Consider the following 20,597-nt stretch of genomic DNA (forward strand, 5'->3'; position numbering starts at 1 on the left):
CGATTTTTATCTAAAACTAAGAAAAGTGAAAAAAATTTTTACGTCTGTTTTATTTTGTGCTTCAATTTTTTTCTATGCACAAACCGGTTCTCTTTCCGGAAATATCAACGATGATTCGAAGATAGCCCTGCCAGGAGCCAAGATTTCCCTAAGTCCGGGAAATATTTATACAACTTCTGATGAACATGGAAACTTTGTATTCCTGAATGTTCCACCAGGAAGTTACACCATGAAAATTGATTATCTCGGTTATGGCGTACATGAATATAATGTAACGGTAGAATCTGAGAAAAATACCCGTCAGAATATTATTTTCGACAAGAAAGAAACGTCTATTGCAGAAGTTGTAGTCTCTGGATCCACCCTGAAAAATCAAGCCAGAGCTTTAAACAAGCAAAAAAATAACGCCAATATCACCAATGTAATTTCTTCGGATCAGATCGGTCGTTTTCCTGATGCCAATATCGGGGATGCCCTGAAACGCGTACCGGGGATCACCATACAGAATGATCAGGGTGAAGCCAGAAACCTTATCATCAGAGGGCTTGCACCGAATCTGAACTCCGTTACCCTGAATGGGGACAGAATTCCGTCTGCTGAAGGTGATAACCGTAATGTCCAGATGGACCTGATTCCTTCCGACATGATCTCTACGATAGAAGTTAATAAAACCCTGACTCCGGATATGGATGCCGATGCCATCGGAGGGTCTGTAAACCTTATTACCAGAGCGTCCCCGAACGGACAGAGGATTTCTGCGACCGTTGCAGGAGGATACAATCCCATTCGTGAAAAAGGAAATTATACAGCAGGATTTGTGTATGGAAATAGATTTTTGGATAAAAAACTAGGAGCTGTATTCAGTTTTTCTTATAATAACAACAATTTTGGTTCAGATAATATTGAACCTGTATGGAGCCAGGCTAATGATCTTGCCCAAACAGTGTATGTCAGCAAAATGGGGGTACGTTATTATAATGAGCATCGTATCAGACACAGTTTTGATCTTAATATGGATTATGAATTTAATTCTAAAAACAAGATCTACGCTTCTGCCATGTACAATTTCAGAAATGATAAAGAAACCAGACTGGCATTAGGATATAAAATAAAACCAGTCTACAGCGCCGATGAAACGGAGATTACTGATTGGAAAGGAAGTATTACAAGACAGAATAAAGGCGGTGATGCCGATAATGACAATACCCGTCTGGAAAAACAAAGAGTTCAGAACTATGCTTTAAGAGGAGAACATTTATTAGGTTCTAAAGTAGATCTTGACTGGTCTGTCAACTATGCCATTGCAAGTGAAGATAAGCCTCATCAGCGTTATATAGAGTTTGAAAACAGCAAAATGAACTTCTCTCCAGACCTTAGCAATCCTGAAAAGCCAACATTTAATCTCTTGGCAGCAGACAATCTGGGCAGCTACAAACTGAGTGATCTTTCAGATGCCAACAACTTTACGCAGGAAAAAGAATTGGGAGCAAAAGTGAATGTACGTTTTCCATTTTCTGTGGTTGATGGTCAGAAAGGGCGTCTTCGTACCGGTTTCCGTATGCGTCTGAAGAAAAAGGAAAGGGAGAATGATTTCTATGCTTTTACTCCAGTCAGCAATATGGGAAGTCTCTTATCTGTACCAACGATCAATCTTGATGGTCATAATTTCCAGGCCGGAAATTATGTTCCGGGAACATTTGTTGATCCTTCATTCCTTGGAAGTCTGGATTTATTCAATCCAAATTTGTTTAATGGTAAGCTGAAGCCTGAAAAGTACCTTTCCAGCAACTACAGTGCAAAAGAGCAGATTTATGCAGGTTACGTCCGTTGGGATCAGGATTTCAATGATCAATTATCTATGATTGTTGGAGCACGTATTGAAACTACCCAGATAGATTACACCGGAAATTATGTGATGAATGAAAAAGATCTTGTAGGAAAAATTAACAACACCAATACATACACAAACGTACTCCCTAATATTTCCTTCAAATATGTTCCGATGCAGGATCTTGTACTTCGTGCAGCATTCACAACAGCTCTTGCCCGCCCGAACTATTATTCACTGGTTCCTTATCTGAATGTTATTTCAGAGGATGAGATCGTTGCAGCAGGAAATCCAAACTTAAAGGCAACCTATGCTTATAATTTTGATTTCATGGCAGAAAAATATTTTAAGTCTGTGGGAATTCTTTCCGGAGGAATTTTCTATAAAAACCTGAACGACTTTATTTATACCTATTCCAAAAGAAATTATACGGCTAATGATTTTGCCAGTGATTTTGCAGGACAGTCCAACCCTATTCCTGCAGGAGAAAGCAACTGGAAGTTTACCCAGCAGCGCAATGGTGACAACGTAGACATTTATGGCTTTGAAGTGGCTTTACAAAGACAGCTTGATTTTATTCCCGGAGCTTTCTGGAAAGGACTTGGAGTGTACGTAAATTATACCTATACCAAATCCAAAGCAAAAGGAATTACCAATGAAGATGGCATTGAAAGAACAGATGTAGGACTTCCGGGGGCAGCTCCTCATATGTTTAACGGATCTCTTTCCTGGGAGAACAAACGTTTTTCAGCAAGGGTTTCCATGAACTATGCCTCACATTATATTGATGAGCTGGGTGGCAAGGCGTTTGATGACCGTTATTATGACAAACAGTTTTTCCTTGATGCCAATGCTTCCTATAAAATTACAAGCCAGCTCAGAGTTTTTGCAGAAGCCAATAATCTTACCAATCAGCCGTTAAGATACTATCAGGGGATCCAAAGCAGAACCGCTCAGGCTGAATATTACAGACCAAGGTTTACGATGGGAGTGAAATTTGATTTTTAAAATACACATGAAAAACATACATTATATAGTAGCCCTTTCAGTTCTTCCTCTTGTGATCAACTGTACCGGGCAGAAAGAAGTAACAGAAAAATTAAAACCTGCAGTGATCACAGAAACGGTGGTTCATGATACGGATGATCCCGCCATATGGATCAATCCTCAGGATGCTTCAAAAAGTATCATTATCGGAACAGATAAGGATACGGACGGCGGATTGTATGCCTTCGATCTTAACGGAAAAATTATTAATAAGGTTTTGGGATTGAAACGTCCCAACAACGTTGATCTGGAATATGGTTTTATGCTCAATGGTAAAAAAACAGATATTGCTGCCGTAACGGAAAGGGAAACCAACAAAGTAAAGTTATATACGCTTCCTGAGCTGAAAGAAATTGGAGAAATTTCTGTATTTGACGGAGAATCAGAACGTGGACCTATGGGTGTTTCCATGTATAAAAATCCGGAAACTGGAGAAATATTTGTCATTGCCGGAAGAAAATCAGGACCAAGTGACGGTTACCTTTGGCAGTACAAGCTGACTGAAAAGAATGGTGCTATAACAGGTGAAGTGGTTCGTAAATTTGGAAAATACAGTGGTCTGAAGGAGATTGAAAGTATAGCAGTAGATGACGAAATGGGTTATATCTATTATTCTGATGAGCAGTTTGGGGTTCACAAATATTATGCAGATCCGGAGAAAGGCAATGAGGAATTAGCCGTTTTCGGGAAAGGGGATTTTAAATCTGATGTGGAAGGAATTTCCATCTACCCTACTTCTAAAGGGAAAGGATATATCCTGGTTTCTAATCAGCAGAATGACACCTTCAATGTTTATTTAAGAGAAGATCAATCAAAAGGAAGAATTGCAGAAATCCCGGTTTCTACACTGGAAAGTGATGGGTCTGAAGTGACAAATGTTAATTTAGGTCCAAAGTTCCCTAAAGGAGTTTTTGTTGCCATGAGTAATGGCCGGGTATTTCACTTTTATGACTGGAGAATGGTTGAGAAAGCCATCAAATCAGCGGTGAAAACTGGAAAATAAATATATTCTAAACCATTAAGTTTGAATAAGATTGTAAGAGTATTAAGTTGAGTTAAAGTCACGAGATTGCTTCACCTGTGGCTCGCAATGACAACATAGCCCATCTTAATACTCTTCATTTTTTCATTCTTCTTCATGGTTTATTATCTTAAAGTTTTTCAACGCAAAGATTCTTTCTTATTACGTACTATTTTAAGGGAGCTAAGAAAGAGTCGATTTGCAATCGACTGATGAAGCGAGGTGTTTATCCATAAGCTTTTTAAGCAGTTTTACGGCTACACTTTCCCGTCTTAAATGAATTATTTACATTTTAAAATTTGCGTTTTTAAATAATAATTTAAGTTAAGCTGTTATTGCCAACTAAAGGTAAATCAATCTTTACACAATACTCTTCTTACTGAATATGTTTCTTCAGAAACTCTGCGGTATATGATATTTTGTTTTTCAATAGCTCCTGAGGAGTACCTTCAAACAATACTTCACCACCAAATTTCCCTGCGCCGGGCCCCATATCTATAATCCAGTCTGCCTGCGAAATAATATCAAGATTGTGTTCTATAACAATCAGCGTATTATTCTGATCTACAAGACTATTAAAAAATGTCAGCAGTTTTTGGGTATCACTGGGGTGCAGTCCTGTACTGGGTTCATCAAGAATAATGATCTGATTGGTGTTTTTCAGCTCTCTTGTCAGTTTCAGACGCTGTCTTTCACCTCCGGAAAAGCTATCCAGCCTTTGTCCTAATGTCAGATAATCAAGACCTAACTGTATCAGCAGATCAAAATTTTTAAGAATAAATTCTTCTTTAAAAAAATCAACTGACTCAGAAACGGTCATATTCATCACTTCCACAATTGTTTTTGCGTTGTATCTGTATTGCAGCACATCAGGATCAAATCCCGAGCCTCCACACACTTCACAAGGCTGTTCAATATCATCCATAAAAGCAAGATCAATCTTTTCTATTCCCAATCCTTTACAGTTTTTACAGGCTCCTTCACTGTTTCTGCTGAACAGTTTATCTGAAACATGATTAAACTGTGCAAAAAGCTTACGGACAATATCTGATATTCCCAGATAAGTAAGCAGATTGGAGCGGGCACTTGCAGCAAACAAAGATTGATCAATAATGGTCACCTCAGGATAAAGTTCAAGCAGAATACGGTTAATCAGGGTGCTTTTGCCAGATCCTGCAACTCCTGTTACAACGGTCATTACCCCAGTCGGAATATTTACAGTTACATTTTTAAGGTTATACCTGTTGGCATTTTTAATTTCCAGATAACCATCCGGCTTTCTGAATTTTTGTTTGATGGAAGGTTTCTCTGCGAAATAAGAACCTGTTTTACCTGATGAGTTTTTCAGGTTTTTAAATGTTCCGTCGTATACCACTTCTCCTCCATTTCTTCCTGAACCAGGACCTATATCAATCACCCAATCCGCCATTTTGATCAGATCCGGATCATGCTCTACGATTAAAACAGAGTTTCCCTTATCCCTGATCTGTTGTATAATAGTGATGATATTCTGCAGATCTTTGGGATGAAGACCAATACTAGGTTCATCAAATATATATAAAAGATCTATCAGACTGTTTCCCAGGCTCCGCACCATTTTTATACGCTGAGATTCTCCTCCGGAAAGCGTATTGGTACTTCTGTCCAGCGTCAGATACTGCAATCCTATCGTGATGATATTCTGCAGTTTTGCGGAAAGCTCTTTGATGACAACTTCATATTGCTTTGAATCCAGTGAAGTAATGAACCCAAGCAGTTCATCCACTGAAAGGGCCATACAGTCAGCAATACTTTTACCTTCGATTTTGCAGGACAGTATTTTTTCATTCAACCGTTTTCCGTTGCATGATGGGCAGGTTTTGGTGATCACAATATTCTTCAGAGCATCTTTTCTTGTGATGTTTTCTTTGGAGTCTTTTTTCAGAAATGCTTTTTCGATTCTTGGAACAATTCCTTCGTACTTCACTGTTTTTCCCCATTCTTTATGAGGGTGTTTCGGTTTGTGTTCCGGTGCATACAACAGAGTTTCCCATTCTTTATCGGTGAAATCCTTTAGCTTTTTATCATTATCAAAATAACCTGACAAAGTATATCTTGTTAAGCGCCATCCTCCAGGCTGAAAAGTAGGGAAACGGACAGCTCCTTCATGTAAAGACTTTTCTTGATCAATTAACGCATTCACGTTCAAAGTCTGAACAAAACCTAATCCTTCACATTCAGGACACATGCCCTGAGGATGATTAAATGAAAATACATTAGAATATCCTACAAACGGCTCTCCCATTCTTGAAAACAGCAACCGCAGGGAAGCAGACACATCTGCCGCTGTTCCCACAGTAGATCTGGCATTTCCACCCAAACGTTTTTGATTGATAATGATAGGAACATTAAGGTTTTCAATTTTATCTACATCCGGTACACCATAATGTTGCAAACGGTTTCTGATAAAACTGTTTTGAGTTTCATTAATCTGCCTCTGTGCTTCAGCCCCAATGGTTTCAAAAACCAAAGATGATTTTCCGGATCCAGATACTCCCGTAAAAACTACGATCCTGTACTTTGGAATTTTTATGGAAATATTTTTGAGATTATTCTGCCTGGCATTGGTAATTTCTATATTTTCCATGGTAAAAATGTTTAACTTTGTTAATAATTAACTAAGTTAAGTATATTTAACATGAAACCCATTGAAAAAGAATTTTTTAACACATTTACTGATTTTCAGTGCCTTATTCTGGCCCATATGAACCGGGGCGATATTAACGGAGTCACTGCAGCTCATTATAATATTATTGAATTTATCCTAAGAAAAGGAAAAATAACAGGAAAGGAAATATCAATGGCCTTCAACATCAGCCAGGCAGCCATATCAAAACAGATAAAATTTCTGATTGATCAAGATTTCATTACCCGGGAACGGGAGAAAACAGATCACAGGAAATTCAATCTTTCAGTAACGGATAAAGGAAGGTTTATTATAGATAATTCAGAAACTTTCCGTAAGGCTATCACGCACCAGACAGCTACTATACTTACCTCTGAAGAGTTAAAAAATTTTAATTATCTGCTGGATAAAGTACTGAACCATCTAAAACTGTAAAATGTATTGTTACTTATAGGTCCCAAATAATCTGTCCCAGATAGAAGTATAAAATCCGAAATTTTTGCTTTCATCCAAATGATGTTGATTGTGAAACCTCGTTGTTCCCACGAAGAAACGGTCAAAAGAAACTGGAAAAAACTCTCTGTTCAAGTGTCCTATAGTTCCCCAGATGAGATTAAGCAAAAGATAAACTGAAATGGAAATCACAGAAAAATCATAGCCTATAAGTAACACCAGCATCATCAATCCAAATCCTATGGTTTCAAAAGGATGCAGCACAAAAAGACTTAAAAAATTGGTGCTGACATGCTCATGATGCTTCCCATGCAGCATTTTATAGATAAAGGGTAAATGAGCGGCAAAATGAAAAAAATACATCAGGAGATCCATTAAGAGAAGCAAAGCAACAACTTCCGCTATGATCCCGATTACAGATTGAGACTGTCCCAGCACAATCCACCCGGTTTTCCATAAGAAAGCTCCAAGCAGCAGTACAAAACTGTTACATACAACCGTAATCAGGCTGAGGTAAAAATCGGATCTTGTGACAGGATGATTTTTCTCCTGTAACTGGCTTTTACGGCAAGTCTTTTCAATGAAAACATATAATCCTATGGAGAACAGATACAGAAAAATATTAATGACCAGACTGAATATGATCCATTGTGGCCAGGAAAACTGCCAAAATACCTGTAAATAACCGGAAAGTTCTGTTTGATTAAAATTCATAAGCCCGTCATCCTTCAGCTTGATGTTATAAAGGTATGAATTTCATAGTAAAATCAACCGATAAAGTGCATTTCAGGGTTTATTTCTGTCTTGCCTTTCTTCTAAGCTCCCGAAGTCTTGACGTCAATTTCTTTCTTAAATCATTATGATATTCGCGGTAGTTTTTGATGCTGTTCTCCAGATTCTTTTTATTAAGCAGATATTCCTCATACAGATTCCCTAGCTCTGAAATCTGTGTAACCACATCGGAAGGCTGGCTTTCAGGATCTTCTGCAGCTTCTATCAACAGACGATAATATTCAATACGACTGGTCAGGTTCATGTGAAGTTTTGGTTCTATTCCCTGCATGATTTTGTGATTTTATGGTGTTCCTGAATAGGAAAAAGGTTTTATCCTTTTACTATTCGATATATTATTTTTTATTATTAATTAAACCTTTTAATTTTTCCTGAACCATTAAGATTGTATTAAGACGTTAAGATTATTAAGATCAAGCTTCGCTTTAACTTAAGATCAGAATGATTGATCTTAACTCTACTTTATTTCTTCAAACTTCTTAATGGTTTAAAATATTGACATTCATTTCCTTTGTCTTTTCAATCCAAATTATTTTTCCAGCATCACCGGAGGCACATCACTCTGATATAGAATTTTAACAATTCCGTTTTTTTCCTGACCTGCAGATTTGAAATAACCTCCATTAAGAGCAGAAGAAATAAGGGTTTCATTAGGATCGCCCAAAGGTAATAATGGCAGTCCGGCAAATTCATTGACATTGACCTGAGGGGAAATTCCATTGCTGTATTCTCCGGCTTCATTCGCGTTAAATACTTTATAAATTACCGGATGGATCTGCCAGGAAATTTTTCTCGGTTTACGTTTGTCTTCTACTACAAATCCTGCCATATCTTTTCCCAGTGTAGTATCTCCAATCTGAATAACCTGCATATAAGGTTTGAGATTATTCACAACAATTTCGGCTGCCGATGCTGTACTGTTTGATGTGAGGATAAAAACTTTCTGCAACCCCAATGCATTGGCACGCAATGTATTAAAGTCAAGAGCTTTGGGATCATAAGCAATCTGTTGGGCAAATGTCCTTTTTACTTCACCTCCGTTTTTATTTCCTTTAAAAATGATGAATGGCGAACCAGATGACAACCCTGAAGGAATCAGTGAACAAAGTGTTGCCGCAGATGATACAGAGCCTCCATAATTGTATCGGAGATCGAGAATGAGTTCCTGTACTCCGGCAGCCTTAAATTCTGCAAATTTCTGGTTCAGGGTTTGTGCCATTCCGTCTGGGAAATCATAGATGTACAGATATCCTGCTTTTTTACCGTTTTTCTCAAAAACTTTAGATAAAACGGGCTGCTCAAAAGAGAAACCATAGTAAACGGTAATATTTTTTTCACCGGTTACAGCTCCGTTTTGCCATTTTCCAACGGTAAGTTCTACCACAGTCTGATCTTTAATGGAGGAAGCCATTGCTTCGGCATTTGCGGCTGTCATTATCTTTCCATTGACTTTGGTAATGATCATTCCCCGTTCAAGCCCTGAGTTAAAGGCAGGAGAGTTTTGAAGAACCAGCTTAACGATTGTAACAACCTGGTTATTGGCAAGCTTGGCAACGGTATAATCAAAACCATACATATTCCTTATGGAACGTGGATAGGTAGAGGAATCTTCAGTATTCACCATGAAAGAAAACCGATCCTGAGGAGACAGCAGACTTTTAAAAAAATCTTTTACGGGAAGCCGATAATCTGGCTTTACAGGCATTTGGTCTGCCCAGTAATAATATCGTTTCATGCTGTCCTGAACCCAGAGATTCACAGATTCTGTACTTCCTTCCGGAAAAACGGGTGCGCTTTCATCATTATTATTCGTACACGAAATGAGAAAGACTGCGATGGCAATGCATTGAAGTTTAAAAAAATTTTTCATACGCAATTACAGATATTCTGCGACATCAATATCTCCTTTTACCACCCATTCTCCATTTTCCATTTTTTCCTGAAGGACAATCATGTTAGCCCCAGTGTGCTGTTTTAATTTTACCTGAATCATTTTAGTTCCTGCATAAGGCTCTGTAGCTCCCGGTTTATATAATTCAAGATATACCGGAGCTGTAGAACTGAAAAAACTATAGATTTTCACTGCGGTAAAATTGTCTTTCCCAATATTGTCAAATTCTGCCAGTACCACTCCATTTTCTCTTTTCAGAACGCCTTTTACATCTTTCAGGGTAGTACCGGAAATTTCGCCCAGATTGGGGAAAATAAATTCAAAACCTACTTTCCCAAAATTAACCTGAGGTTTTACCGCATACGTCTGCAGGTAAATTCCCGGAAGATTAAAAAAGTACAGGTCTTTATAGTCTTCTATATTGTCATATGTAATATTGTATTTTGCAATTTCGGTGCTTGTTTCATGATTGTAGACAGACAGTTTATTGGTTTCTCCCTGATCCAGTACAAACTGAAGCTGAGTTTCTATTTTATTGGTATAGGACGTTTTTCCGTCAATGGATACAGGCTGTCCGTTGAATCTCAGCTGAAGAGCATCCGGTTTGGAAAATCCCTTGATATTAACGTCTCCGGGTTTCTGTACCTTATCAGACAACTCCATTGTATTGCTGTCTGTGCATGAAAAAAGTACCGTAAAAAATAGGAGTAATGCAAAGATTTTATTCATCTTTCTCAATTATTTCATTGTAAAACTTAAAAATATTGCCCAGCCCTATAAGCCGGGCAATATATAATTATAAAAAAACTAGTTGGATATATTCTGAATAGCCTTCTTTCAAAGACTACCCATTATTTTATATAAAATTTCATGGTATTCCTAAAATCAGATTCTAAGAGACCTGAATGCTTATTTTTTAATAAATTTCAGTCTTTCCGTTGTCTTTCCGTCTGTAACTTCTGCGATATACGCTCCTGCTATAAGACCAGCTATATGAATACCTTTGGAATACTGACTAGTCAATACTTTTTGTCCAGCTGCATTGTAAATATTAACTACCGTTGTAGTTTCTTTCAATGATGGATTAAGCTGCAGCTGTAAAGATTCTTTTACCGGATTTTCAGCTATTTGTGTTGTAATTTTGTTTCTTTTTATCTCCTTAGTTGTTAAAAATGAAGTAGCATAAATTCCCATTTCATCAATATTGATATTCTGGACATTATTTCCGCTTGTTTTTCTGTTCGACCACATTCCGATATAGATTTTCTTCCCTGCGAAAGCAGAAAGATCTACAAGAGATTGTACAAACTCGGTAAGATCTGCCGGAAATGGATTGGCAGAATCTCCTACCTGAATTTTATAAAGACTCTGAATATCATTACCATCTGCATCTACCGTCATAGCCTGAAAATCAGCTAATGTAGGAACTTCTTTCTGTGGTGTACTTACATAGATAAAAAGATCTCTGGCAACAATAGTATGGGTAGTTCTCTGCCTTCCGATATTCGCAGCTAAAGTAACTGTACCTGCAGTATTAGTAAGATCAATCTGAGGAGAAATAATCCAGTCGTTTTCCGCGATAAATCCGTTAGCATTTCCACTTGGCACCAGACTGATAGAATGACGAAGAACACCTGAAGTTCCATAAGTAAGAGTAGTTCCGTTGTGGTAAATGTTTTGTCCCTGTACCCATCCGTTACCATTGCTGTTCAGATCATGGAATGTCCATCCCTGAAGATCAGCAGGAGTATCAAAAGAATTTCCCCATACCAGAGACTGCGCTGCAGCCAGGTGAGATAAAAACAGAACAGATGATAAAATTATTTTTTTCATAATACTGATTATTAATGTTTTTGAAGTAAAAGCAAGGAATCAGCATATGCTGTTCCCTGCTTTTTAAAAGTTTTTATTATTCTACAATAGAGAAATTGTATTTTGTCCAAAGTCCCTGGAAGTTTCCACAGTTTCTTGGAGATACATTCCAACCCCCTTCGTTGAAGAAAGGCTGGCTCATACCCCATAGAGATGCAGGCGTACCAGTCGCCAGGTTAGCTGCAGGGATTCCTGCTGTTCCTGTACCTGTAACTGAAGTAGTAAATCCGTGGATCTGGATTGTGCTGTATGCTGAAGCTGAAGAAAGTTCAGAACCTGTACCTTCTACTTTGATACCCACAGGGTAGCCTGTAACCACAGCGTTATTTAATGTTAATCTTCCGTGTCTTCTGATGTGGATACCGTTTTCATACAATACTCCTTTATTAGAGTTCTTAGCTCCGATGATAGTAAGGTTGTTGATTACCGGATGAGTCAACAATGTTGTAGAAGAACCGTCTGCGTTGTTATCAAGCTCAATACCGTTAGAATCAGGGCTTGATCCGCTAAGACTGTGAGTAGAGTTGTAATCTGCCAAAGCTAATGCACAAGTGATTGTTCCTGTATACCCGTTATCAAAGTCGAAGTTATCATCATCTGCAGCAAAAGAAACAAGGTTTGAAGCGTTTACTGTACCTCCGAAGAATTCAAAAGAATCATCTTTTCCGAAAGATACCTGAATATGGTCCAAAGTAGTTCCGTTCCCTACTCCACCTAACGTAAGACCATTGATTTCGTTTCCTGAGTTCGGCGCTAAAAGATCGTACCCTGCAAACTCAATACGTACATATTTCAATGTTCCACCGTTGTGAGAAGCATTGGTACCTCCGTAATAGAAATCAGGTCCAGATAATCCTTCAATCGTTTTTGTGAAAGGTGTGTTTGTAGGAGCGTCTCCTAAAATGATAACCCCACCGAAATCACCAGGAGCAGCAGTTGTATCTTCGTTTCCGTCTAACAATTTGTAGCTGGTGAAAATGATAGGTTGAGCTTCTGTACCCGCTGCGTTGATTTTTCCTGTTTTAGAAATTACCAAAACTCCTGTAGCTGTATTGTTTGTGCTTGGTTTAGCTTTAATGAATGTACCCGGCTGAATTGTTAATGTAGCACCATTTTTTACGGTTACAACTCCATTTAATTCAACTACACCACTCCATGTAGTATTTGAAGTAATATCACCGCTTACGCTGGTTACCGGAAGAGCAGAAGCTGTAAGGTACTCAGCAGAAGTAGATTTCATTTCGAATGGAGAAGATGAATCCGCCAGTTGATCGTTTTGACAAGCTGTAAGAGATAATGCTGCCACTGCAATTAGAGTTAGTCTTTTCATTGTTATAATTTTTAATAAATCCGGTCGTGTTATTTTATACCAGATCAGTTTTTTATTCAGGAATATCTTCCTCTCTATTCCTTCGATTTGTTTTTTGGTGTTCATCCCATCGCTGCAGGAGGAACTGCATTGCGGGAGTTCCCATAGAAACCGTTAAAGCGTGGGAAAAGCTGTTAACGTCCGGTTTTTTCAGAACTGTACTGCTGTGCGCATCATCAGTTTTTTTCAGTTTTGATCAGGTTACCGAAACCTGTACGCTTCTATAATTAAGATATCTTTTTACTCTAAGTTTCTATTTCCATGCTCATAAGGCTCATTTCCTTATTCTAGAATGGAGAAATTATATTTGGTCCAAAGTCCTTGAAAATTGCCACAATTTCTTGGTGATACATTCCATCCTCCCTCATTAAAAAATGGTTGATTCATTCCCCAACCGGAAGCAGAAAGTCCAGTAGATAAGTTAGCCATAGGAATTCCTGATGTACCAGCCCCTGTGACGGAAATTGTAAATCCGTGAACAAAAATTGTATTATAATTAGAGGCAGAAGCAAGCATTGAACCTGTACCTTCTACTTTGATTCCAACAGGATATCCTGTAATGGTAGCATCATTTAATGTTAATCTTCCATTTCTTCTGATATAAATTCCATTTCCGTACCTAGCACCCATAGTGGATTTCCAAGAACCTATTATTGTAAGGTTATTCACTACAGGATGTGTTACTAATGGTGTAGATGTTCCATCAATATTATTATCGAGTTCAATACCGTGAGAATCATTGACGGCCCCACTGAGACTATGTGTAGAATTATAGTCTGCCAAAGCAAGTGCACATGTAACAGTCCCAGTATATCCATTATTAAAATCGAAATTATCATCATCTGGTGCAAAAGAAATGAGATTGGAAGCATTTACGTTTCCTCCATAAAATTCAAAGGAATCGTCTTTACCATAAGACACCTGAATATGATCGATAGTGGTACCACTACCTACTCCGGCTAAAGTAAGGCCGTTAATTTCATGGATTGTATAGGGGAATATATCTGTTCCTCCGAATTCAATACGTACATATTTCACGATTCCTGCGTTATGATTTTGGTTAGTCCCACCATAATAATAATCAGGTCCAAAAAGTCCTTCAATGGTTGTTGTAGAAGGAGTATTCGTTAAAGCATCCCCCAGCAGGATCAATCCACCAAAGTCGCCAGGCTCTCCAATAGTATCTTCATTACCGTCCAACAGCTTATAACTTGTAAAAATAATCGGCTGATTTTCTGTTCCTACGGCATTGATCTTCCCTGTTTTTGTGATGATCAGAACTCCTGACGGAGCTGTTGTTCCTTTTGGTTTTGCTTTAATATATGTTCCTGGAAGGATTGTCAGTGTAGCTCCATCTTTTACTGTTATTATTCCATCCATTTCGATGACTCCACTCCAGATTGTATTAGTGGTAATATTACCACTTACAGTAGTTACCGGAAGTGCAGAAGCCGTAATATATTCAGATGAAGTAGCCTTTATTTCAAACGAAGATTGCTTATCCTCTAATCTGTCGTGCTGACAAGCTGTAAGGAACGATAATATTACAATTGGAATTAACTTTTTCATTGTACCGCTTTAATTATTGTGTTCTATTTTATTTAGATCTATAACTTGATTGTGTTTTTAAAACATATAGTTCACACTCAGGCTGAACATTCTTCCACTGTAAGCCCTAAACATAATCTTATCAATATTCTTGTCATACCTGTCTGTTGCACCTGGTAAAAGCCCCCATGCCTCCCTTTCAGTTCCGATTGAACTACCCAGTCCCAGTGGTATTACATAGGAATTGTAATTATTATAATATTCCTTCACTCTATTGAATAAGTTTCTTGCATTGAATTTTAATTCAAGGTTTTTGTTTCGAAGAAATTTATAGGAGATCTGTGCGTCTGCCACAGCATAAGGACGCTGTATTTCTTCTCCTTTGTAAGCATACCCAACGGTGATATACTGATCTCCTTTAGCATTATATAAAAAGCTAAGTCCCAAACGATCACCATCATAGGTCAATCCAAGATTATAGGCATAAGGAGTCTGTCCATAGAGCGGGCGTTTTACTTCATAGGTTTCATCATTCTCACCTGTTTTATAAAGATCTTTAAAGGCTACTACCTTTGTATGATTATAGGTGAAGTTTCCGCTTATAAAAAGTTTTTCCAAAAAGGTTCCGTCTGCAATAAATCCTAAATTCTTTCTTACCTCAGCCTCTACTCCCAATAATTTTGCGTTTTTCGAATTACCATTATAGAGATATAGATTTCCTTCGCTGGAAATATGTCCCTCACGTTCTATGGGTCTGTCTATATTTTTATAATACAGCCCTGCAGAAAAGATTTCTCCCAATGCGGGAAACCATTCAAATTTGAAATCATAATTATTGATGACTGAAGATGTCATTTCCGTATTATAAATCAAACCATTAGCTATAGGGTCAAAATAGGGCAAACCAGTTCTTTCATTAAATTGCGGACGAATTACAGATCTGTTGTAGGCAAGTCTGAGATTCATTTTATTCGTAGGACTGTAGGCAAAGTTCATAGAGGGCATCCATTGCCACGGTTTATCCTCAATGGCCGCTCTTTCTACATTCTTGGTATCACTGGGGTCTAATTGTTGTGAGATAAGATTATATTTAAAGTATTCTGCACGAAGTCCCCAAACTAACCTTAATTTCTTCCAACGGTTATCAAACATGACAAAAACCGCATGCTGATTAACTTCCCCTTCATATTTATCATTTTTATACAGTGCCCGGGTTTCCCATCCAATGCCTCCCGGTACATAGTGAGATCCATTGAACCATTCTGCAAGAGCTCCATACATTGTCAAATAATTTTTTTCACTATTCGGAACATTTCTGTTCTCATCTACTCGCAGAAAGAATTTTTGTTGTTGATTGGTATTATTTTTCAATGTTCCTGCATATCCTGTCTTCACCGTATTTTTTACGTTTCCAAAATCCAGATCCCATTTAACTGAAGCCCCATAATTGTAATCAGTCTCTTTATTGGCTATATATCCTCTATAAAAATTTCCTCCTGTGTTATAGATTTTATGATAGGTCAGGATCTCACTCCCAATAAAATCATATAGCGTCAGATACTGGGTATAATCTTTAGTATCAGATGTTATCCCGGTTCTTGCTGCAAACCAGTTGACTTCTGCATTTCCTATTTTATGATTCCCTTCCAGTTTATTTTGTAGGAGCATCTGAAAAATGGGATAATTCGTATTATCAGTATAAGGCCTGTCTAAGTTTTTGATCTGAGCGGGATCATTATTGGGTATAATTCCGTTATAAAAATAATTGTAGGCTAATTCTGCATTGGAAGCCATGGCACTACCCGTAGTATATTCATTCCAACCGGTAACTCTTGTTAAGGTATTATCAAAAATATGGGTATAGGAATTACGGAATGAAATTCTGTTTTTCCCTAACTGAAGTCCGAAATTAAGCATCCCTGCAACTGTAGAGTTGTAATTATAGGAAGCACCTTTATTTTTGAAGTTATAAAATGGTATAGGAGCTACTCCTTTTGTTTCCCAATCTGCAACATAAGGACCTGTGGTATCCAGCCAGTTTCCTCGTCCTGTGTGGTCAATGTCCAGTTTATTCTGTTCATTTCTGATGACAAATGCTCCTGCAAAACCCCATTTATTATTGTTTTTCAGCGCATATGTTCTTCCTAATGCCAGCTGTATATTAGATCCCATGTCACCTCTGGTTTTATAGGTGCTGAAATTATCATTGGTAAACTGTCTGGACTGCTCAAAAAATCTGGGATCTGTCCAGTTCATCGGTTCAAGTCCTTTAGGAAAATCCCTGCTTCCGTCATCATATCCGAAATAATCATACTTTCCCCTCTTACGGGTTAAAAATTCTTTGAAAGCAGACTGGTCGTTATATGAAGTTCCCAGGGTTACCGTTGTAAAATTTTCATTGGGAATATCTTTGGTTCTTACTTCCACGTAGCCTCCTGCAAAGCTTGCATTCATATCTGGTGTTGCAGATTTGCTTACCACCACACTTTCTACCATGGCAGTAGGAATGATATCAAATGAGAAGTTCTGATTATAAGCTTCCGTACTGGGCAGGTTGATTCCGTCCATGGCTGCAGTATTCCAACGTTCTCCCATAGATCGTACTACCACATATTTATTATCGATGGTGGTGATACCTGTTACCCTTTTCAGTGTTCCTCCCACATCACTGTCCGGCGTTTTGGAAATCTGCTCCGCTGAAATACCATCACTCATCTGTGCTGCTTTTTTCTGCTGGGCAAGAAGTCCCGCCTGAGTATCTGCTTTTCGGGCAGCTGTGATAACAACTTCTTTGATGTCTGTAATTTTATCGGAAGCTTTGTTTAAAGCAAATGAAACAGAACTGGTTTCTTTATTGGTAACAGATAGTTTTTCAACCCTCAGCGTATTATATTTGGGAGCTTTTATCGTCAGATTATATGTTCCTGAAGGAAGATCTATGGTAAAATCTCCGTTATTATCTGTGACTACGGTTTTCTGAGCAATAGTAACTTCTGCTCCGGTAATGGGATTTCCCACCTCATCCACTATTTTACCGGAGATACGTCCGTTTCCCGGTACCGAAATATTTGAACTTTCATATTTTATCGAAATAAGATCACCATGCAAACGGTAGATAACAGGAAGCCCGTTGGTAATATCCTTCAGGCAGTTGTTGACAGAAGTATTTTCGCATTTCACCCCTTTTACCTTCAGTTCTTTAATATCTACTTTGGAATAAGCCAGTCTCATTCCCGTTTTTCCGGCAAATTCTTCCAAAACTTCAATCAACGGTCTGTTGGCAGGCACGGAAAATGTTACTTTCTGAACCAGCTCCTGAGCTTCTGCGGCTACAGTAAAAAATAAGGCTGCTATGGTAATCCCACATTTCAAACTTTTCATACTTAATAGTGTTCTCTTGATTATGATTATTTATTTTTTTGAATAATGATTTATTTCTTAAGGATATAAGTGTTTTCTTTTTTCTGTACTTCCAATCCCAGAATGAAGGCCAGCGATTCTATATTTTCGCTAACTGTTCCTCCGGTAAAATCAGCCGTTATCTTTTTATCTTCGGCCTCTTTAGGATACAGTACTTTAGTGTTATAATTGCTTTCCAGCACTGCTACGACTTCTTTTAAAGGAACATCGTTAAAACTCAAAGACAATATTGAAGGAATTTTGTTTGTCGGGTTTTTCACAGGTTTCAATGAAATAATCGCTGTGGTATGAGCAACCCCGAAATTGGTCCACTTCTGATTAGGTTTAAGAAAAGAAACCGGAACTCCCGGAGATGATACCGCTACCTTTCCTTCATAAAGATCAACGGCTTTTCTCTTTCCGGACTGTGAGATTTTAAACACAGTTCCCAATACTTTAGTACTGAAACCCTCAGCATGAACAATGAAAGGATGTATTTTTGACTTCGCCACAGAAAAGACAGCATCTCCTTTTAAATTCACCACTCTGGTAGAAGCAGGAAATGATTTTGCTACAGTCAGTTCAGCACCTGGCAAAAGAGTGACCACCGATCCGTCTTCAAGATAAACAACACGGTTTACCGATTTTGCAAGATATACATCAGGCTTTACGAACATGGTGTAAGTAAAAATACCTCCCAGCGACAAAAGCAGAATAATAACGGCCGCAATTTTATAGAAGGATGTTTTAAAACTTTTTACAGATTGTATATCTCTTTGAGGAAAATAATATTCAAGCCCAGCTAATACCCTTTCTCTGGATTCTTTCAGATGAACAGTATCCAGATCTTTTTCTGTACGGATCTTCCATTGTTTTAAAAGTTCATTTTCTTTTTCCGAAATTGGGTCTTCCGAAATTTCCCGTTCCCAAAGTCTGAAAACAAAGGCTTCAATATTTTTATAAGTTAAACGTTTTTTCATAGGGTCTTTCATGGTATTCACTGATACTTCTATCTATAAGACCGTGAAAATGAAAAACTTCCCCAGCGCATTCTTAACCTTATATTCACATTACAACCAGATTGTTAATAATTTTTACCCTTTTTCACATTTACTCAACATTAATGTCATATTTGAGTGCTGTTTTTCAGAAATATTTAATCTTACTCTACCCAAAGTTCACAAAAAGTTAATTTTCCTTTAGGTAATTTTGTAACACAATATGAGCCCAACAGACTATACATTATTAAAGAAAATAAAATCAGGCGACCGCCCTGCATTTATGCTGCTGTATGACCGATACTGGGACAGTCTATATCGCTTTGTTTTTCTACGGACACGGGATAAAGAAATCTCTGAGGAAATTCTTCAGAACCTATGGATAAAGATTCTTGAGAATACAGATATGATACAAACCGATGATACGGAAAGTGCGAAAGGCTACCTTCTCCGCCACCTTCATTACAGAATCATTGATTTTTATAACAGCTACAAAAAAGCACCTCCTACTCTGAGTATTGACGAGTTTGATATTCCCAATGAAGTTGAAATAGCAGATACAGACTACTTTGAAATCCTTGAGGAAAATGAGATCAGTACTCTGTTATCAATGATTGATGAAGTGGTTTCTCAGCTTCCCTCAACGGAACAGCAGGTGTACGATATGAGAATCCGAAAAAATATGTCTGTGAATGAGACCGCAGAAGCTCTGGGAATCAGCAACAAGACAGTAAGTAATAAATTAAGTAAAGCGTTGGGAGAAATCCGAGAACAGCTGAACCCTGAGTATCAGTCGTCAAAGAAACTGGTTTCTATCCTGCTTTTGATGGAAGTTTTGACGAGGTATTGAGAATGGGATGCGAGGTTCGGGATTCGGGATTCTGGGTCGAGTCATTGGTCAATTTGCTGCGCAGTCAATCGTTAATTTTTATAACTCCTATCAAGATTCACAGCAAAGTGTATTCACCTTTTCACGTCATTGGTCAATCTGTTGGGCAGTCAATCGTCAATTTTTATAACGTCTATTAAGATTCACAGCGAAGCGGATTCACTATTCACTAAACACTGGAAGCAAAGCCTTATTAAAGTCCAGGATTTTAAAATCGGCAAGATTTGAATCTATGCTTTCATCATTATTCGTGAAAATTACGGTCTGCATTCCGGCCTCTTTTGCAGCCTTTAATCCTGAGTGGCTGTCTTCAATAGCAATGCAGTGTTCCGGGGAAACTCCAAGGTTTTTTGCAGAAGTGAGATAAACTGCAGGATGAGGTTTTCCCTGAGTTTCAAACTCTGATGAGTGAACAGTATCAAACAATTCACGAACCTGAAGTTTTTCAAGAACAACATGTGCTACACGCAAAGGAGCATTGGTTGCCAGCCCTATTTTGTATTCTTTAGTCTTAAGATTTTTAATAAACTCCTGCACACCGGACATTGTACAGTCTTTGGTCTGTATCATCTCGATCACCCTTGTTACCACTTTATTTTCCAGATCGGATGCATCAAAATTTTCCCAGGGAAATCTTTTATACCAGAATTCGGTTACTTCCTGAGTGGTCATATATTTAGTTTGTGCTGCAAGATCTTCTGTAACCTGCACTCCATAAGATGAAAATACATCAAGTTCTGCCTGTGTCCAGAATTTTTCTGAATCTACCAGAACACCGTCCATATCAAATATTACTGCTTTTAAAGCCATCTTCTGAATGATAAA

Annotated in this window: 15 protein-coding genes; 4 read left to right on the forward strand and 11 right to left on the reverse strand. The window is 38.0% G+C overall.

The window, feature by feature from the left end:
* Window positions 1-25: 25 nt before the first annotated feature.
* Together ACWPWS_RS07440 and ACWPWS_RS07445 are read left to right on the forward strand one after the other, a co-directional pair.
* Window positions 26-2,836, forward strand: coding sequence for a TonB-dependent receptor (locus tag ACWPWS_RS07440; protein ID WP_454046074.1), 2,811 nt, complete (start codon window positions 26-28; stop codon window positions 2,834-2,836).
* A gap of 7 nt (window positions 2,837-2,843) precedes the next feature.
* Window positions 2,844-3,878, forward strand: a complete 1,035-nt coding sequence (locus ACWPWS_RS07445; protein ID WP_454046075.1) for a phytase — start codon at window positions 2,844-2,846, stop codon at window positions 3,876-3,878.
* A 394-nt stretch (window positions 3,879-4,272) separates the two neighbouring features.
* Here the strand turns inward: ACWPWS_RS07445 and ACWPWS_RS07450 are convergent, their stop codons facing one another.
* Complete coding sequence (locus ACWPWS_RS07450) at window positions 4,273-6,522, reverse strand: ATP-binding cassette domain-containing protein (protein WP_454046076.1); 2,250 nt, start codon at window positions 6,520-6,522, stop codon at window positions 4,273-4,275.
* A gap of 51 nt (window positions 6,523-6,573) precedes the next feature.
* On the opposite strand from ACWPWS_RS07450, the gene ACWPWS_RS07455 reads away from it, so the two are divergent.
* On the forward strand, window positions 6,574-6,996 hold the full coding sequence (locus ACWPWS_RS07455) for a MarR family winged helix-turn-helix transcriptional regulator (protein WP_209784863.1): 423 nt from the start codon (window positions 6,574-6,576) through the stop codon (window positions 6,994-6,996).
* Window positions 6,997-7,005: 9 nt separating this feature from the next.
* Here ACWPWS_RS07455 and ACWPWS_RS07460 read toward each other — a convergent pair whose 3' ends face one another.
* The 9 genes from ACWPWS_RS07460 to ACWPWS_RS07500 all read right to left on the reverse strand — a co-directional run bounded on the left by ACWPWS_RS07460 (window position 7,006) and on the right by ACWPWS_RS07500 (window position 18,865).
* Window positions 7,006-7,728: a sterol desaturase family protein gene (locus ACWPWS_RS07460; RefSeq protein ID WP_454046077.1), complete on the reverse strand. Its 723-nt coding sequence runs from the start codon at window positions 7,726-7,728 to the stop codon at window positions 7,006-7,008.
* A gap of 79 nt (window positions 7,729-7,807) precedes the next feature.
* Window positions 7,808-8,077: a hypothetical protein gene (locus ACWPWS_RS07465; RefSeq protein ID WP_105682721.1), complete on the reverse strand. Its 270-nt coding sequence runs from the start codon at window positions 8,075-8,077 to the stop codon at window positions 7,808-7,810.
* Between the two features lie 258 nt (window positions 8,078-8,335).
* A complete protein-coding gene (locus ACWPWS_RS07470; protein WP_454046078.1) occupies window positions 8,336-9,676 on the reverse strand; it encodes a S41 family peptidase in 1,341 nt (446 codons plus the stop codon).
* A 6-nt stretch (window positions 9,677-9,682) separates the two neighbouring features.
* Complete coding sequence (locus ACWPWS_RS07475) at window positions 9,683-10,426, reverse strand: hypothetical protein (RefSeq protein WP_454046079.1); 744 nt, start codon at window positions 10,424-10,426, stop codon at window positions 9,683-9,685.
* Between the two features lie 180 nt (window positions 10,427-10,606).
* Entirely contained in the window at window positions 10,607-11,530 is a 924-nt protein-coding gene (locus tag ACWPWS_RS07480; protein WP_454046080.1) for a T9SS type A sorting domain-containing protein, read from the reverse strand.
* Between the two features lie 76 nt (window positions 11,531-11,606).
* Window positions 11,607-12,899 carry a hypothetical protein gene (locus ACWPWS_RS07485; RefSeq protein WP_454046081.1) on the reverse strand — a complete coding sequence of 431 codons (1,293 nt, stop codon included), beginning with the start codon at window positions 12,897-12,899 and terminating at the stop codon, window positions 11,607-11,609.
* Window positions 12,900-13,220: 321 nt separating this feature from the next.
* Window positions 13,221-14,507 (reverse strand): hypothetical protein, encoded by a 1,287-nt coding sequence (locus tag ACWPWS_RS07490; RefSeq protein WP_454046082.1) that lies wholly within the window; start codon window positions 14,505-14,507, stop codon window positions 13,221-13,223.
* Between the two features lie 57 nt (window positions 14,508-14,564).
* Window positions 14,565-17,867, reverse strand: coding sequence for a TonB-dependent receptor domain-containing protein (locus ACWPWS_RS07495; RefSeq protein ID WP_454046083.1), 3,303 nt, complete (start codon window positions 17,865-17,867; stop codon window positions 14,565-14,567).
* A gap of 50 nt (window positions 17,868-17,917) precedes the next feature.
* A complete protein-coding gene (locus ACWPWS_RS07500) occupies window positions 17,918-18,865 on the reverse strand; it encodes a FecR family protein (protein ID WP_454046084.1) in 948 nt (315 codons plus the stop codon).
* 241 nt (window positions 18,866-19,106) lie between these two features.
* On the opposite strand from ACWPWS_RS07500, the gene ACWPWS_RS07505 reads away from it, so the two are divergent.
* Window positions 19,107-19,733, forward strand: a complete 627-nt coding sequence (locus tag ACWPWS_RS07505; RefSeq protein ID WP_454046085.1) for an RNA polymerase sigma factor — start codon at window positions 19,107-19,109, stop codon at window positions 19,731-19,733.
* A gap of 201 nt (window positions 19,734-19,934) precedes the next feature.
* Here the strand turns inward: ACWPWS_RS07505 and hxpB are convergent, their stop codons facing one another.
* Window positions 19,935-20,582 (reverse strand): hexitol phosphatase HxpB, encoded by a 648-nt coding sequence (gene hxpB / locus ACWPWS_RS07510; protein ID WP_454046086.1) that lies wholly within the window; start codon window positions 20,580-20,582, stop codon window positions 19,935-19,937.
* Window positions 20,583-20,597: the final 15 nt, after the last annotated feature.

This window comes from Chryseobacterium sp. Marseille-Q8038, from assembly GCF_965111995.1.